Consider the following 15,684-nt stretch of genomic DNA (forward strand, 5'->3'; position numbering starts at 1 on the left):
ATGAGTGCAAAGTATAAACAAATTGCAGATATGTTAGAGCAAAACATTCGAGATGGGCTTTTTAATGAAACGAAAAAACTACCTACAGAAGAAGCGTTGATGAATCGATTTGAAGTAAGCCGTAATACGATACGTAAAGTAATTAGTCAGCTTGTGAATAGAGGTTATATTTTTCAAGTACAAGGTAGTGGTATGTTTTTACGCGAAACTTCTGTAACAGATTACATTAATTTAGGAAGTTTACGTGGATTAACGAAAAATCTTGTTTCACAAAATATTGAAACGAAAGTGTTAGAGCTTGAAGTAATAGATGCGGACGAAGAAATAGCAAAGCGAATGCAATGCGAAGCTGGAACTAGGTTGTATTTTTTGAAGCGCTTAAGAATTGTAGATGCTAAGCCGTTCTCTATTGAAGTAAGTTATTTCAAAAAGGATATTATTCCATATTTGAACGAAGAAATAGCATTAAGCTCTGTATACAGTTATTTCATTGAAGATTTACGATTAAATATTGGTTTTGCTGATAAAGTTATTAGTTGTGAAAAAGTAAATAAAGAAAATGCACAGCTTTTAGAATTAAATGAAGGTGATCCGGCGCTTCTTATTGAAAATACAGTGTATCTTGTAAATGGAACAATTTTCGAGTTATCTCAGTCGATGTTTCATTATGAAAAGACTAAACTTTTAAATCGAATTAATTTTAAATGAAAAATTATCGTGTGAAAAAAGCAACTGATCCTAAGTGATCAGTTGCTTTTTATTTTTAAAGTGGATGAGCAAAAAAACACGAAAGTGGTTGGTCCGCTTTTTACAAACATCTATTATGATAAGAGAAGAAAGGTAGTATGTTATCAACGTTTTAAAGAGGAAGGTTTTTATGTAAGTTCTTTAATTAAAATGGATGGGGCTTAGAGAGGTGAAAAGACAATGAGTTTTGCAATTTCACTAGTCGTTATTATTGTAATTGTATCGCTATTTGGGACTGTACTAGTTGCAAGAAACGTGGAGGATAATTATGGTAAGTCTACAAAAAGAAATGTGAAAAACTTATCTGCAATCTATATTCTTCTTCTTTTTGTTCTACTGCTTGGGGTAACATGGTATGCGGTAATGATCTGATAGTTTGTAAAAGAACTGAAATGAGAGTATGAAGTTGGAATTTTAGAAGGTATCGAGTAATCAGAAAAAGAGCCATTTTGGATATATCTATTTGCGGATAAGAAGATGTGACTAATTAATACTATTTTTAGAGTAAATACTGTTAGTAATAAATTGAGATTAGTTTGTTTTGAGAGGGAGCAACTATATGGAATGGAAACCAAATCGTGCAGATAAGACACCTGTATATAAACAAATCGCGGATTATATTGAAAGAGGCATTTCTTCAGGAGAATTACCTTCTGATAGTAAGTTACCTTCTGAGCGTATGTTAGCAAAGGAATTACAGGTGAACCGGAGTACAATAGTAGCTGCGTATGAAGAATTAAAATCACTTGGAGTAGTAGAACGACAAAAGGGAAGCGGAACACGGGTCAATACGGACATATGGGGTGTCTTACATAAACGAATACCGAACTGGGGTAGGTACGTGGAGGATGGATCGTTCTTACCTAACGTACCACTCGTTCAACAAATTCGAACGGAAACACAAAAAGATGATTTAATTAATTTAGCAAGCGGTGAACTGTCACCAGAATTAATTCCAAGTGATAGATTTCGAACAATTTTGTCGGAGAAAACATTTATGGAAAACCTCGGTTATGACCATCCACTTGGAAATGAGATGTTGAGAAAAACAATTGCAGCACATGTTCAGCAATATAAACAAATTGAAGCAGATTCAAGCTCTATTCTTATTACGTCAGGAGCACAACAGGCGCTTAATCTTATCGTTCAATGTTTATTAAAACCTGGTGATGCGATTGCGATTGAAGATCCTTCGTATTGTTTTTCGCTCCCAATGTTTAAATCGGCCGGTTTAAACATATTTCATTTACCTGTTGATAAGGATGGAATGAATCCAGATGACTTAATCGATTTGCACAAAAAGCATCGCATTCGTATGGTGTTTTTGAATCCAGATTATCAAAATCCAACGGGTACTGTGCTTTCATTAGCGAGACGTAAAAAAATTTTAGAACTGTCTTCTGAGTTCGGTATACCAATTGTAGAAGATGATCCGTATAGTTTAATTTCTTTTAATGGAGAAGTGAACCCGACATTAAAATCAATGGACCAAAATGGAAATGTTCTTTATATAAGTTCATTATCAAAAATTGTTGCATCAGGATTACGTATTGGATGGATAATTGGTCCTACACGCGTAATTGAGCGTTTAGCAGATGCAAAGCAACAAGTTGATTTTGGCCATAGTGTATTTACGCAGTGGGTAGCAAATCAATTTTTAGAATCAAAGGATTTCCATACACATATTACGATACTTCGTGGACAATTGAAGCAAAGAAGAGATGAATTAATTGCAGAGCTTGAAGGAACATTGGGAGAACGAGTTGAATGTTTCGTGCCAGAGGGTGGAATACATGTATGGTGTAAAGTGAAAGGAAAGTTTGATGAATATCACTTATTAGGTGAATCTATACAGAATGGTGTCGCATTTGTTCCGGGCAGTGTTTTAGGTTCGAAAAATGAATATATACGATTTACGTTTGGTAGAGCGAATATAGAACAAATTCAACTTGGAATTAAACGGTTTGCCGACACGCTAAATGAGATTTCATAATATGGATGTGTGATAGTGAAATGAGGGAAAGAAATGAAGTACGTGACGCTTTTACTTCAAGTAGGCGTGCTATATGTATTTAGCCTAGTGGGTACGTGGATTCAAGGAGTATTCCATCTATCAATGCCAGGAAGTTTAATAGGGATGTTAATACTGTTCCTGCTCCTTTCCACTCGCGTTTTACCGTTAAAATGGTTTGAGTTAGGTGCGGAAAAGTTAATCGTATTTTTACCGTTATTTTTAATCCCTTCGACAACAGGGCTCATGGAATACGGGTCTTTTCTTTTCAGTAAGGGGAGTATTATATTCCTTTTAGTAGTTGCAAGTACTGTAGTAACTTTGATTGTTTCAGGGTATATAAGTCAATTATTAGTCACATCAAAAAAATAAAATCGACAAGGTGCACGATTCAAATGGTTTTAATTATTATTACTGTAGCAATTTATTTCTTGGCGACAAAGCTATATAAAAAATTTACGTTTGCATTTACGTTACCAGTGTTAACAGTTACAGCAAGTATGATTTGCTTATTTCTAATTTTGGGTATTTCTCATCATGAGTATAGAGAGAATGGAGGGGATATTCTCTCCGGCTTATTGAGTCCTGCAATTGTAGCGTTAGCGATACCTCTATTTAAAGAGCGAAAAATACTTATGAAAAACTTTTTGTCGATACTTATTGGCGTAGCGGTAGGTATAGTGGCTTTAACCGGTATGAATGTAGTGATTGGTGAGATGTTAAATATAAATAAGGAACTCATAGTAACGACACTGCCGCAATTAGCAACGATGCCAATTGCCATTTCATTATCGGATCAAATTGGTGGTATTCCATCTATGACTTCTAGTTTTGTAGTTGTTGCAGGAATAACAGGTGCTATGATCGGACCAACAGTACTTAAGTTTTTCCGTATAACAAGTACGATTGGAAAAGGAGTTGGAATGGGCTGTGCATCACATATTATCGGTGTGAGTCGTTTAGTGAAAGAAGGCGAGAAAGAGGCGACAATCGGTTCGGTAACGATGATTGTAACTGGAATACTCATTAGTATACTAATACCGTATGGAACGAAATTTATTTTTTAAATGTAATGGAGATGATAACAATGACAACATGGTTTATAGGTACATTATTTGTTTTTGGAGCTATTAAAGTATTAGTTTCTAGCATGCCCACTTCTGTTGTAGAATCAATTATTAGTAGATTTGAATTGCATCAAAAGCTTGAGGCGGAAAATACTTCTATATCGATAGATGGAAAAAATATAGAGGGAGAAATGAAACTACAAGTTATTCATGAATTTAATGAGGCTTTGTTTTTAGATAAACATTATTTCCCGCCGCACGGAGAAGGAACACCGATCGTTATTAACACGAAGAAAGGGAATAAAGAGATTAGATTTTCGCTATATAGCTATGAGGAACATGTTGATGTCATTAAGCAATATAAGAAGAAAGTCGTTGCCTATCGTTTACGCTCTAAAAGCCTTCAAACATTGGCACCATTAGTAATAACGGAAGAGTATGCTTAAGAAGAGACCTATAATGGTCTCTTTATTTTTTTATCCAATTATATACGTTCCAAATAAAAGAATGAAAAATCATATAACCAAATAAAGAATATGTATGGTTCCAATTCGCACTATGTACAAATAAACCTAAACTTTCAGCAATCTGTTCAAAAAGGCTAGCACAAATACCGATTGAAATAATAAATAAAATTCTAGAAACTTTAGATAATTTTTTTGAAATGTGTATAAAGATAACTGTTAAAATCGGCAGTACGAACAATGTAAAAGCTATATTCACCGAAAATGTGGATGAGAAGGGCCTAGCCGGAAAAGAATATATTTGTTTATGAACAAAAAAGGCATCTAAGCAAGTTCCAATAATAGAAGAGAGAAAGATTGTAACTACTAATGCTAGAAACTCATTCTTCTTCTCGGAGGAGGACATTTTTCTTTGCGAGAATGGCGAGTTCAATTTTTTCGAGTGTTTTGCAGTAGTCTTCTGTAATTTGTCCATTTATATTTTCCTCCTTATCAACTAAGTAATTTACAACTTGCCAATCGGTAAACCAATCTTCACTGTCAACTGCTTCATGCTTCATATCTCGCCATGCATAGATGAGTGCAGGGCTGTATATGCGATAAGCGCCATTTCGTAACTGGCATTTCTTTATTCGGCGCTTATAAAACTCACGGGAAAAAGATTCATTTACACTTGAAAATAAATGGGGCCAGTAATCTTTCCTAGATCCTGTATGTGGATGTTGTTGAGCCCAGCTTATTATTTGAGATAAAACATGTGTATCTCGAAATAATAATGAGTACAATCTTTTTCCAATTAATATCCGTTCATGTAAGGAAGTGAAATGTTTCATTGTATCACCAAATAGTAATACTTTTTGTTTCTTATCATTTTCGTAGAATGGGAAAAGGATATGATTAAACTGAAAGAAATCAAAGAGTTTAAATCCAATACTATTTAGTACAGTCTTTTTAAATTGTACATTTTGAATCACTCTTTTTTCTAAGTAGTTTTGTTCATTAATAATAGTTGCAATTGCTAAAGTTTTTTTGTTACCTGTTTTCCAAAAATGGTTCCACATCGTTTCCATAAATGTAGAAACATTTAGGTGAGGGAGAAGGTGAAATAACTTTTGTGATCTCTTTACACTTTGTTCGTAAAGTAAAAATTGAGGGTATACATCTTGGAAAATAAGCCAATTCCCTCTTTCTAAAAAAGAAAAAAATATGAATTGATCTTTCTCTGATAAAATTCTCGTATATAAATCGCCCTTTAAATCAGTCATATTCCAACCGCCGTTACGTGATACCATATGCCCAAGCAGTGCCCAATGTATTTCTGGATATTGAATGTAAAATTGGTAGTATGCGCGTGTTCTTGTAACATTATTTTTATTTAGCTGTTCTGTTTGTATTTTTATTTTGTTGATGATGAGTTGTTCTTCTTTCGTTAATTTATACATGGTGCCAGAAGGAATAAGTTTGCTTTTTTGTTTCAATTCATTTTTTACGTCGAATAGGGAGAGAGGCAGTGCTTTGGAAGGTCCGTTATATGTATGATTTGAATTGCTTCGGTCCATTCCGTTACCTCCCTTTTTCATAAATTTAAACATGATTATTGGCTATGAATCATTCTATTTATTTTATTACGAGTATAAGAAATAAATGAGCGGTGTTTTTTACAAGGAATTTATTTATCATGAAAACCGTATAGAAAATCTTACTGTTGTGAGATGAAATGAAAAACAGAAACTACGTTTAATAGTTTCTGTTTTTTTATTTTGTCAATTAAATGTAACAAACGACGATTATGATTTGAATCAATTGAAAATAATTCAATAAATATTATTTAAATTGAGATGTTTCGTAGGAGGAAAAAGAATGTTAAATAAAATAATTTTAATTACTGGTGGGACAGGTTCGTGGGGGCATGAACTTATAAAACAACTGTTAGAAAAATCACCGAAAGAAATTAGAATTTTTTCAAGAAATGAAACGGTTCAGTTTGAAATGCAGCAACAGTTTATAAATGATGATAGGTTAAAATTTATTATTGGAGATATTCGTGATAAAGATCAACTAGTCTATGCTTGCCAAGGTGTACATTATGTGTTCCATCTGGCAGCTTTAAAACATGTTCCAGTATGTGAGTATTATCCTTATGAAGCTATAAAAACAAATATACATGGTACGCAAAATGTAATTGAAGCCTCTATACAGATGCAAGTTGAAAAAGTTATATATGTTTCAACGGATAAAGCAGCTGATCCATCAAATACGTATGGGATGACAAAAGCAATTGGTGAAAAATTAATGGTTCATGCGAATATACAAACGAAGAAAACAAAATTCATTTGTGTTCGTGGTGGAAATGTTTTAGGAACGAGTGGAAGTGTAGTACCACTTTTTAAACAACAAATTAAAAAATCTTCAGAAGTAGGGATTACCGATGCGAATATGACTAGATTTTTCTTAACAGTTGAGGATGCTGTTGGATTGTTATTTAAAGCCGTATCTCAAGGTAGAGGCGGGGAAATCTTTGTTATGAAAATGCCGGCATGTAAAATAACAGATTTAGCAGAAGTATTAATTGAATATTCTGGAAAAGAAAAAGTTAAGGTAAAAGAGGTAGGGATAAGACCGGGTGAAAAATTAAGTGAAATGCTTCTATCTGAGGTAGAGAGTAAAACAAGTATAAGTTTTGATCAAAATTATTTTGTGGTACTACCGACTATTCCTATAGAAGGACTTCAAGAATATTATTCTAGCTATCCTCTAGTGGATGTGAAGAGTTTTAGTTCTCAACAAGACTTACTTGAAAAACATGAGGTGAAACAAATGCTATTAAAAGGAGGATTTTTGCGATGAAAAAAAATGCGATCCTTTTAATAACTGGTGCAAATGGTTTCACAGGACGCCATGCTTGCCACTATTTTTTAGAGCAGGGCTTTCATGTAATTCCTATGTTTCAAAATCGTGCACATAGAGAAAAAATTAAAAATGGTATTACTTGTAATTTAACTAATAAGAGCGAAGTAATGAAGGTAATGAAACAAATAAAGCCAGACTACGTATTGCATTTAGCAGGAAGGAATTCGGTCATAGAATCTTGGACAGCTGCCCTTGAATATATAGAGATTAATGTAATAGGAACGTTATATTTATTAGAAGCAATTAAGCAAGAAGCCTCGCATTGTAGAACATTAGTTATAGGATCTGCTTTGCAAGCAAATAGTATGAACGAAATAAAAATTTCGAATCCATATAGTTTAAGTAAAACGATGCAAGTCATTATTGCAGAGGCTTGGGGAGGATTAATGGATTCAAATATTATCATTGCAAAGCCCTCAAATTTAATTGGTCCAGGGGTATCGAATGGTATTTGTTCGATTCTCGCAAAGAAAATGATAGATATAGAATCAGGTAGAAGTAAGGCTATTATCGAAGTAAACAGTTTGAAAGATAGTAGAGATTTTCTAGATGTACGTGATGCGGTCAAAGCGTATCATGTGTTATTACGAGATGGAATAAATGGAAAACAATATAATATCGGATCAGGAGTAAAACGATCTTTATTAGATGTACTAGAACAATATAAAGAATTAACACAGCTAAATTTTTTTATAGAGGAAACAGAGAAAAGTGGGAGCGACTCAAATGAGAGTTTAGCAACAGAGGAAATAAAAAAGTTAGGTTGGATCCCAGAAATTGAATTTCATCAATCATTAAAAGATGTACTTGAGTATGCGAAGTGTAGTGACATCTGCATGCAATGAAAAACAAAAAAGGGTGTAAGAAATATATGAATGGTTATGAAGTAATAGATAATCAAAATACGCTATTTCTTTCAATTGTTGATACGCTGGACTGGAGAGATGAAGAAGCGCATGTATTGCTTATTTATGAGGCAATACATAAATATCAAGCGTATGTAGAAGAAAAAAGGGTCAATCGAATAAAGTCAGCATTAGAGACGGAAACTAGGTATGTGATTCAAATCTTTGCTCAATATGAGTGTAGTGAGTATGGAAATGATTTTTATGAACTCATTAACGATCTTTTAAAAGATATAGAGGTGGAGTTAAAGATTTATATAAAAAATAATAAGTTCATTTACATTTAAAAGGTAAATATAAAGCTAGATTTTTAATAATAAAGGTGGGTATAAGTTATGAGCAAAACGATTCTTTTTACTGGGGGCGGTACAGCCGGACACGTTATGATTAATATTGTATTAATTCCTAAATTTATAGAGAAAGGATGGAGAGTCGAGTATATTGGATCTAAAAATGGAATTGAAAAATCATTAGTGCAAAATGTTAAATACAATAGTGTTTCAACGGGAAAGCTTAGGAGATATTGGGATTGGGAGAATTTTAAAGATCCTTTTAAAATTATACGCGGTTGTTTACAAAGTTATAATTTAATTAAGAAAACAAAGCCTGACGTTATCTTTTCAGCAGGAGGATTTGTTTCAGTTCCTGTAGCTATAGGAGCATGGTTAAATCGTGTGCCTATAATTATACGTGAACCAGATAGCACATTAGGGCTTGCCAATAAAATAGCATTACCTTTTGCTACAAAGCTATGCACAACATTTCCTCAGACAGGAGAAAATGTAAATAATGAGAAGAAGGTTTATGTAGGACCAATTGTAAGGGAAGAAATTGAGAAGGGTAACGTATTACGAGGAAGAAGATATTGTGAATTTCAGCAAGATAAACCAGTATTATTAATTATGGGTGGGAGTCAAGGTGCTAAGTGGATAAATGATATGGTAAGGGAATGTTTAGATACAATACTATTAAACTTTAATATTATTCATATATGTGGTAAAGGGAAGGTAGACCCATCTATTGGCAAGGAGGGGTATATGCAATTTGAATATATAGGCGATGAGTTGCCGCATATACTAAATATGGCAAGTGTTGTAGTTTCAAGAGCGGGTTCTACTGCTATTTCTGAATTGTTATTTTTGAAGAAACCGATGTTGCTTATCCCGTTAACTAACAGTTCCAGTAGAGGAGATCAAGTTTTAAATGCTGAATATTTTTCACAGCAAGGATATGCGGAAGTTATACTCCAAGATAGAGTAAGTACGAATACATTTATACATGCAGTAAATAAGTTGTATACAAATAAGGATAAATATATTCAAAACATGAATGGATATAAGAAAACAAATGATGAGGGGATTCATCAATTAATAGATATAATAAATGAAGTGGTGAAGTAATAGAAATGTAAATAGTAAAAAGGAAAGAAGGTATCTTCTTTCCTTTTTACTATATTTGTTCCAATTCATTATTATTTATTCCAATTAGCTATGTACTATCGGTGAATGCCATTTTCTAATAGCTCAGTAAATGCATGAATATGAATAGGTTTACTGTAATAATAACCTTGAATAAACTGACATTTATTTTTTTGAAGGAAATTTACGTGCTCTTTCGTTTCTACACCTTCAGCAATGACAGACATTCCTAATGTATTTGCTAATGTGATGATCGTTTTAATAATTTCCATTCCATCATCACATGTTTCAGACATTGTAATAAATTCTCTCGGGATTTTTAACGTATCAATTGGATACAAAGGTAAGTAGGCTAGCGAAGAATAACCTGTACCAAAATCGTCGATAGAAATGTGAATCCCTAAACTTTTTAGTGTACGCAGTTTTATCAATGTTTCTCGCTCATCCATCATTGCAATTCGCTCTGTTAATTCAAGATCAAGAGAGCTTGCTGGTAAACCTGTATTTGTTAAAGTAGAAGAAATAGATTTTACAAAATCCTCTTGTTCAAATTCCTTAGCAGATAAATTCACACCTATTTTTAAATGTGAATATCCGAGTGCGTGCCAACGTTTCATTTGCTTGCAAGCCTGCTCTAATGTCCATTTACCTATTGAAATAATTTGTAGTGTTTCTTCTGCAATCGGAATAAACTCGTATGGAGAAATAATACCTAATTCAGGATGATTCCACCTAATTAAAGCTTCTGCACCGATAATTTTATTAGATTCACTATCAACTTGAGGTTGATACAAAAGGAACAATTCTTCATTTTGTAGTGCGTTTGGTAAATCTTTTTCTAATCGCAATCGTCTTTCAATTTTTTTAGCGATTACATCGTCATAAATAGATACAGAGTTAAGTTCTTTTGCTTTTGCATCATACATTGCAACATTAGCGTTTTTTAGAAGTGTAGCGGTATCGATTCCGGAATGTGGATAAATAGCGATGCCGATACTCAGTGATAAAGTTAATTTATGCTCATGTATGATAAATGACTTTTTCATGCATTTAAATAATTGGTTACATAATTGGAATAAGTAATCTTCGTCAGTATAGTTTTCAATTATGATTGTAAATTCATCGCCACCGATTCTTGAAAGATGAGTATGTGATGGAAGACATGATTGGAATCGCTTTGCTACTTCTTCTAATATGTAATCTCCTGATGAATGTCCAAGTGTATCGTTAATTGCTTTAAAGCGATCTAAATCTAAATATAATAATGCAAACTCGCTTTCTGTTATTTTAGCATTTTTTATAACTCTCTTTAATTTCTTATGGAAAAAGGCACGGTTCCCAATTTTCGTTACAGTGTCATGGAATGCTAAATATTTTATTTCTTCTTGCTGTTTTTTTAGTGCAGTAATATCTTTCACCATAATATAGCTTCCTGAAATTTGTCCGTCTATTATAATAGGAATGATTGTAACGTATAAAAAATAAGTAAAGCCATCTTTATATTGAGAACTAAGTTGTAAGAATGCCGATTCTTGTTGTTTCACTTTTTCTAATGCCATTGCTAGCTTATGCTTATCTTCATCTAAAATGATCGAAAAACAAGTTTCACCTAGTAACTCATCTGTTGGTGCCCCAAGTAGTACACTCCCAGCCTTATTTACATTTAAGAATATTCCATTTAAATCAATGGTGAAGATAGGGTCAGGATGATATTCATATAATGATTTAAACTTTTGCTGTTTTTGAGAAAGAGCCTCTGATTTATGAACTAAATCAGACGTCCGTAAAGTAACTTTTTCTTCTAGTTGGGCATTAAATGCCTGCAAACGTTTTGTTAAGGAATTGTTTTGCATACGTACGATAGAATGACGAATGAGTACGAAAATAAAAGTAATACAATTTCCTGTAATGAGAGTTGAAGATGATGTTTGTTCTTTTAATGTAAACCCGATTAGTATTGCAACAGCAAGATAGGGAAATACAACTAAAGCTTTTTTTCCTATTATAGGGTTTACAAGGAAATAATTTTTATGGCTATTATGATCTTCTGAAATAGAGCCAGCTATTGCAATAAGTAATATAGGTATTCTATATAAAAGACGTAATAATATTATCGTTTCAGTTGATAAGTGGTTATTTAAGTAAAAATAAATATAGTTAAAAGTTGCAGAACTTATTAATACAAAAATAAAGATATAAATTTTCCGTTTGGAATTAAAAATTGTTGGACGGAAAAAGAGACTAACACCTAGTAGTAGAAATAATAAATCTGCAATTGGGTATAAAAATGAAAGGAAAACATCTCCTAGTGAAAGAGCGAATATATTTAAATTTGGTTGATTAAATAAATACCATTCTAATGTAAATATGGAAGTAAGCACTATGCATATATCACAAATAAAGAACGCTTTTTCCCATTTATTGCATTCCTTTAAGATTTTATAGCAGAAAGCGATAAGACAGAAAAATAGAAAAAACATATAAAATACATCAGAAACCGTAAAACGATGTATTGGAATTTCGAAGAAGCTATCTTGATATGTATATACTATTTTCCCTAATAAAAAACTACCAATTGCTATTGTAATACATATCCAAAACGGATTTGAACTGACTTTTTTAGAATATATAGAGTAAATCAGTGATACAAATGTAATGGCTTCAACGACAAGTGAAGCGAAGCGTACATCTGAATTTGAAAAATGAGTAGGGAACAGATAGAAAAATATAAAATAGATTGAATAGCATATTAATGTTCCGATTAATATACATAATTGTAAATTTTTATTTAATTTCAATGAAATCACCTTCTTTAATTATGCACTATGTTCGTTATATCTATACATAATAATATTATTTAAGAATTGTATCAGATTTCCTTATAAAAATCATGTTTATAAGGAAAGTGTTAAAGAGTGTAAGTATTCTTAAGGTTTAAAAAATATTGCGGTTGATAGTATAGACTGCATCAAGACTTTAAATAGAAATTGTATATTTAGTCATCCTTTGAATTGTAAAGTTTTTTTAGTGATTTGTAAGTGGAGATGCAAAATTGCATATAAAATGATGAGTATCCTTTTTTGGGGAGCTTTTTATTTTTTAATCTGAAAATTAACATTTGTGAAAATGTTGAGAAAGGATATAAAATAAGAACGTGTATTCTTACAGAGTGGAATAGTATTGCCACTAAATAGGGAGGCTTTTTTATGATATATCGAATTAAAGATGCAGAAATATACTATGAAATTGTGGGAGAGGGTAAACCGGTCATTATCATACATGGCTGCGCCCCTGACCATAGGTTAATGATGAAATGTATGGAATCAGTATTTCAGAAATATGAAGGTTATAAGCGAATATATATTGATTTACCTGGAATGGGAAAATCGAATGCTCCAAATTGGATAAATAGTTCAGATCGTATAGTAGAAGTGCTTATCACATTTATTGAGGAAATCATTTCTACTGAAAAATTTTTATTGGTAGGAGAATCATATGGAGGCTATTTAGCTAAAGGTATACTTGCAAAGATGTTTGAGAGAGTTAGCGGATTACTATTAGTATGTCCTGTTGTTGTAGCGGAGCCAGAAAAAAGGATTCTTCCAGATAAACAGGTAATTGTACAAGATGAGGAATTTTTAAATACGCTCACTTCCACAGAAAGAGAGGAATTTTGTGAGTTAGCTGTAATAGCAAATGAATATACATATAAGCGATTTAAAGAAGAAATTAAGCCTGGGTTAGATGTTGCTAATGATGAATTTATTGAAAGGTTGCAAAAGAATTACTCTCTTACTATGGATTTTCAGCGTGAAAAATATGAAAATCCCGTTCTTTTACTGACTGGAAGACAAGATATATCAGTAGGTTATCAAAATATTATAGAAATTATTGAAGAATATCCAAGGGCAACATTAGCAGTGTTAGATATGGCAGGGCATAATTTGCAAATTGAGCAGCCTGAATTATTTGAGAGTTTAGTAGGAGAATGGATTAGACGAACAAATCAGCACAGTTTATAAAGTATTTTAGTATTACGCCTAAGTGTTGAAATGGGATAAATGAACGTGATTTATTAACTTATCTCGCTATTTTCCTGTAAAAGCCCGATTAGTAAGGGCTAATTAAAGTTTCACTTTATAAAAAATTTTAAGGAGAAATTATGAGCACATATATTTATATGGTTAGACATGGTGAATCACCAAAACTAGAAGGAAATGAAAGAATGCGCGGGTTAACTGAGAGGGGACATATGGATGCCCGTAGAGTAACTGACATATTAAAAGCGGAGAGGATTGATACTTTTATTTCAAGTCCTTATAATCGGGCTATGCTAACGATAGAGGAGTCAGCTAATTTCCATGAAAAAGAAATAGTAGTATATGAAAATCTTAAAGAGTGTATGTTTTCAAGTGAGGATCAGGTTATATCAGACAAAGAGGTGTATCCACTTGTACAGAAGATGTTCTCTAATCCGGACTTTGCACGAACGGAAGGAGAGTCATATGCAGATTGCCAGAGAAGAGTAGTGAAAGTATTAAAAGAAATCTTAATGGATTTTCAAGGATGCAAAATTGTAATTGGTACACATGGGCTTGTCATGACATTAATGATGAACTATTTTGATAAACAATATGGTTTTGAATTTTTAATGAATACGTCAAAACCGGATATATATAAGATGGAGTTTAAAGAAGAACAATTAATGAATGTAGAGAGATTATGGAAAGAGGAATAAAATTAGTTGCATGGATTTTGTTGTAAAAGTTACTTTTATAGCAAAGTCTTTTTTTTGAATAGAAAGCATCTTTATCAACTATTTTTAGAATGTTAAATCAATAAGTAATTATTCAGTCTTTGAATAAATTATGGAGAAATTGGTTTAGGGAAACAATTTTAAATGTGTCAAAACTCCAAACGTTGGATTTATATTCAATAGGAGAAAAAGATGTAGAATTTTGTCTTACAGTCCCCGTTTACTTTTCATTTCATTACATATAGGCTTTGTGGTGTAAGGGAGACATTGCCTTTACGCAAAATCTATAAGGAGGTCATTGTAATGAAACAGATTAAAAAGTTTGCGGGAGTTGCTTTAGCGGGGACGATTGGATTAAGTGGACTACTGTTTTTAGAACCAAGTGTAAGCGTTGCGGAAGCACAGCAAGTGAAAGTAGAAAATTTCAATACAATTGATGTAACGATGAATCTAAATGAATTGTATGTATTAAGTGGCAGAAGTATTGATATTCTTTCTGGAGATAAAGAAGCAATTCAGTTAAATAAATACACAATTAGTTTTAATAAACCTGGGAAGTATGTGATTAAAGTAAATGGCTGTATTTATGATGATGTATATACTTTTATTGTAAATGAGTAGTATATATTCTTAAATTGCGAGATAAAAACAGAAACACCCTATTTACGGTGAGAGTCGTAAATAGGGTGGATTTATTTGTATTAAGCTGTACTTTAAAGATGTTCACTAATTTTCTTTTTGCCATGTAAAGTATGTAAAAGTGTTTGAAACATCTTAAATGATTGCTGAAAGATTGGACTTTGAATAAAGGTGTACAGAAAAGTTACGATGAAAACAGGACCTCCTAGCATAAATCCAATAACTAGTACAATACATTCTACTATGATTCTAGCACGGCTAATAGAAAGTCCTGTTTTGTCTGAAATAGTAAGCATGAATCCATCACGGGGTCCAGCGCCAATCCCAGCTGCAACGTACATACCTCCACCGATACCTGTAATGGCAATACCAGAAAATAAAATGAGTAAGTTTATCCATAAATAATTACTAGCTTCTGGAAGCATGTTTGATTGTAAGAAAAAGTTCATAATGGGACCGATAAGTAGTGCATTCAAAAATGTCCCCACATTTATATATTTTCGATCTACTAGTAAAGATATTAGAACGAGACATAACCCACATATGACACTCCACGTACCGATGGTCCATCCAAACTTTTGGTAGAGAGCCATCTTTAAAACTTCCCAGGGGTGCAAGCCGAGAAATTTAACTTTGACTGCGAGAGCGTTTCCAAGGCCAAAGAAAATTAATCCTAAGAAAAAAAGAAAATAGCGAAAGAGAGTTAGCCTCATCTTTAAAACCTCCCATATTTTATAATTATGTATGTTACCTGTTACGGTCTTAAT

General features: G+C 32.6%; 17 protein-coding genes. 13 read left to right on the forward strand and 4 right to left on the reverse strand.

Translation table 11 applies throughout. The annotated features are described in order from the left end of the window. From EBQ15_RS20900 to EBQ15_RS20925, 6 genes are all read left to right on the forward strand, one after another. Nucleotides 1–708 carry a GntR family transcriptional regulator gene (locus tag EBQ15_RS20900; protein ID WP_001274901.1) on the forward strand — a complete coding sequence of 236 codons (708 nt, stop codon included), beginning with the start codon at nt 1–3 and terminating at the stop codon, nt 706–708. A gap of 219 nt (nt 709–927) precedes the next feature. Continuing rightward, nucleotides 928–1,119, forward strand: a complete 192-nt coding sequence (locus EBQ15_RS20905) for a hypothetical protein (RefSeq protein ID WP_000006452.1) — start codon at nt 928–930, stop codon at nt 1,117–1,119. Nucleotides 1,120–1,306: 187 nt separating this feature from the next. Further along, on the forward strand, nt 1,307–2,740 hold the full coding sequence (pdxR, locus tag EBQ15_RS20910) for a MocR-like pyridoxine biosynthesis transcription factor PdxR (RefSeq protein ID WP_000454983.1): 1,434 nt from the start codon (nt 1,307–1,309) through the stop codon (nt 2,738–2,740). 33 nt (nt 2,741–2,773) lie between these two features. Then, a complete protein-coding gene (locus EBQ15_RS20915; RefSeq protein ID WP_000878489.1) occupies nt 2,774–3,130 on the forward strand; it encodes a CidA/LrgA family holin-like protein in 357 nt (118 codons plus the stop codon). A gap of 23 nt (nt 3,131–3,153) precedes the next feature. Further along, nucleotides 3,154–3,825 carry an LrgB family protein gene (locus tag EBQ15_RS20920; RefSeq protein ID WP_000242948.1) on the forward strand — a complete coding sequence of 224 codons (672 nt, stop codon included), beginning with the start codon at nt 3,154–3,156 and terminating at the stop codon, nt 3,823–3,825. A gap of 20 nt (nt 3,826–3,845) precedes the next feature. Continuing rightward, nucleotides 3,846–4,271: a YfmQ family protein gene (locus EBQ15_RS20925; protein ID WP_016118507.1), complete on the forward strand. Its 426-nt coding sequence runs from the start codon at nt 3,846–3,848 to the stop codon at nt 4,269–4,271. A gap of 22 nt (nt 4,272–4,293) precedes the next feature. Here the strand turns inward: EBQ15_RS20925 and EBQ15_RS20930 are convergent, their stop codons facing one another. Further along, nucleotides 4,294–4,695, reverse strand: a complete 402-nt coding sequence (locus tag EBQ15_RS20930) for a CBO0543 family protein (RefSeq protein ID WP_033683151.1) — start codon at nt 4,693–4,695, stop codon at nt 4,294–4,296. Continuing rightward, nucleotides 4,670–5,848, reverse strand: coding sequence for a DUF2515 domain-containing protein (locus EBQ15_RS20935; RefSeq protein ID WP_000376169.1), 1,179 nt, complete (start codon nt 5,846–5,848; stop codon nt 4,670–4,672). The genes EBQ15_RS20930 and EBQ15_RS20935 overlap by 26 nt, the downstream gene beginning before the upstream one ends. 301 nt (nt 5,849–6,149) lie before the next feature. On the opposite strand from EBQ15_RS20935, the gene EBQ15_RS20940 reads away from it, so the two are divergent. The 4 genes from EBQ15_RS20940 to EBQ15_RS20955 are packed head-to-tail and all read left to right on the forward strand — an operon-like array spanning nt 6,150 to nt 9,504. Next, entirely contained in the window at nt 6,150–7,136 is a 987-nt protein-coding gene (locus EBQ15_RS20940) for a UDP-N-acetylglucosamine 4,6-dehydratase family protein (protein WP_000932588.1), read from the forward strand. After that, the gene (locus EBQ15_RS20945) at nt 7,133–8,044 is read left to right on the forward strand and encodes an SDR family oxidoreductase (RefSeq protein ID WP_000739017.1); all 912 of its coding nucleotides are present in this window, start codon (nt 7,133–7,135) and stop codon (nt 8,042–8,044) included. The genes EBQ15_RS20940 and EBQ15_RS20945 overlap by 4 nt, the downstream gene beginning before the upstream one ends. Beyond that, a complete protein-coding gene (locus EBQ15_RS20950) occupies nt 8,041–8,391 on the forward strand; it encodes a DUF6572 domain-containing protein (protein WP_002098140.1) in 351 nt (116 codons plus the stop codon). The genes EBQ15_RS20945 and EBQ15_RS20950 overlap by 4 nt, the downstream gene beginning before the upstream one ends. A 48-nt stretch (nt 8,392–8,439) precedes the next feature. Further along, nucleotides 8,440–9,504 (forward strand): undecaprenyldiphospho-muramoylpentapeptide beta-N-acetylglucosaminyltransferase, encoded by a 1,065-nt coding sequence (locus tag EBQ15_RS20955; RefSeq protein ID WP_000047558.1) that lies wholly within the window; start codon nt 8,440–8,442, stop codon nt 9,502–9,504. Between the two features lie 95 nt (nt 9,505–9,599). Here EBQ15_RS20955 and EBQ15_RS20960 read toward each other — a convergent pair whose 3' ends face one another. After that, nucleotides 9,600–12,320, reverse strand: coding sequence for a bifunctional diguanylate cyclase/phosphodiesterase (locus EBQ15_RS20960; RefSeq protein WP_000773536.1), 2,721 nt, complete (start codon nt 12,318–12,320; stop codon nt 9,600–9,602). A gap of 408 nt (nt 12,321–12,728) precedes the next feature. On the opposite strand from EBQ15_RS20960, the gene EBQ15_RS20965 reads away from it, so the two are divergent. The 3 genes from EBQ15_RS20965 to EBQ15_RS20975 all read left to right on the forward strand — a co-directional run bounded on the left by EBQ15_RS20965 (nt 12,729) and on the right by EBQ15_RS20975 (nt 14,899). Further along, a complete protein-coding gene (locus EBQ15_RS20965) occupies nt 12,729–13,544 on the forward strand; it encodes an alpha/beta fold hydrolase (RefSeq protein WP_000640332.1) in 816 nt (271 codons plus the stop codon). A gap of 140 nt (nt 13,545–13,684) precedes the next feature. Beyond that, nucleotides 13,685–14,260, forward strand: a complete 576-nt coding sequence (locus tag EBQ15_RS20970; protein ID WP_000109178.1) for a histidine phosphatase family protein — start codon at nt 13,685–13,687, stop codon at nt 14,258–14,260. 321 nt (nt 14,261–14,581) lie between these two features. Then, nucleotides 14,582–14,899: a hypothetical protein gene (locus EBQ15_RS20975; protein ID WP_000809495.1), complete on the forward strand. Its 318-nt coding sequence runs from the start codon at nt 14,582–14,584 to the stop codon at nt 14,897–14,899. Nucleotides 14,900–14,991: 92 nt separating this feature from the next. On the opposite strand, the gene EBQ15_RS20980 is transcribed toward EBQ15_RS20975, so the two are convergent. Further along, nucleotides 14,992–15,630 carry a YczE/YyaS/YitT family protein gene (locus tag EBQ15_RS20980; protein WP_001241252.1) on the reverse strand — a complete coding sequence of 213 codons (639 nt, stop codon included), beginning with the start codon at nt 15,628–15,630 and terminating at the stop codon, nt 14,992–14,994. Nucleotides 15,631–15,684 lie beyond the last annotated feature (54 nt).

The sequence above is a fragment of the Bacillus sp. 2D03 genome (genome assembly GCF_003946765.1).
Classification (GTDB): domain Bacteria; phylum Bacillota; class Bacilli; order Bacillales; family Bacillaceae_G; genus Bacillus_A; species Bacillus_A cereus.

Excerpts from the sequence above, each read along its gene's own strand:
- EBQ15_RS20900 (WP_001274901.1), top strand. The coding sequence starts at position 1 with ATGAGTGCAAAGTATAAACAAATTGCAGATATGTTAGAGCAAAACATT.
- EBQ15_RS20905 (WP_000006452.1), top strand. The coding sequence starts at position 928 with ATGAGTTTTGCAATTTCACTAGTCGTTATTATTGTAATTGTATCGCTA.
- pdxR (WP_000454983.1), top strand. The coding sequence starts at position 1,307 with ATGGAATGGAAACCAAATCGTGCAGATAAGACACCTGTATATAAACAA.
- EBQ15_RS20915 (WP_000878489.1), top strand. The coding sequence starts at position 2,774 with ATGAAGTACGTGACGCTTTTACTTCAAGTAGGCGTGCTATATGTATTT.
- EBQ15_RS20920 (WP_000242948.1), top strand. The coding sequence starts at position 3,154 with ATGGTTTTAATTATTATTACTGTAGCAATTTATTTCTTGGCGACAAAG.
- EBQ15_RS20925 (WP_016118507.1), top strand. The coding sequence starts at position 3,846 with ATGACAACATGGTTTATAGGTACATTATTTGTTTTTGGAGCTATTAAA.
- EBQ15_RS20930 (WP_033683151.1), bottom strand. The coding sequence starts at position 4,695 with ATGTCCTCCTCCGAGAAGAAGAATGAGTTTCTAGCATTAGTAGTTACA.
- EBQ15_RS20935 (WP_000376169.1), bottom strand. The coding sequence starts at position 5,848 with ATGGACCGAAGCAATTCAAATCATACATATAACGGACCTTCCAAAGCA.
- EBQ15_RS20940 (WP_000932588.1), top strand. The coding sequence starts at position 6,150 with ATGTTAAATAAAATAATTTTAATTACTGGTGGGACAGGTTCGTGGGGG.
- EBQ15_RS20945 (WP_000739017.1), top strand. The coding sequence starts at position 7,133 with ATGAAAAAAAATGCGATCCTTTTAATAACTGGTGCAAATGGTTTCACA.
- EBQ15_RS20950 (WP_002098140.1), top strand. The coding sequence starts at position 8,041 with ATGAAAAACAAAAAAGGGTGTAAGAAATATATGAATGGTTATGAAGTA.
- EBQ15_RS20955 (WP_000047558.1), top strand. The coding sequence starts at position 8,440 with ATGAGCAAAACGATTCTTTTTACTGGGGGCGGTACAGCCGGACACGTT.
- EBQ15_RS20965 (WP_000640332.1), top strand. The coding sequence starts at position 12,729 with ATGATATATCGAATTAAAGATGCAGAAATATACTATGAAATTGTGGGA.
- EBQ15_RS20970 (WP_000109178.1), top strand. The coding sequence starts at position 13,685 with ATGAGCACATATATTTATATGGTTAGACATGGTGAATCACCAAAACTA.
- EBQ15_RS20975 (WP_000809495.1), top strand. The coding sequence starts at position 14,582 with ATGAAACAGATTAAAAAGTTTGCGGGAGTTGCTTTAGCGGGGACGATT.
- EBQ15_RS20980 (WP_001241252.1), bottom strand. The coding sequence starts at position 15,630 with ATGAGGCTAACTCTCTTTCGCTATTTTCTTTTTTTCTTAGGATTAATT.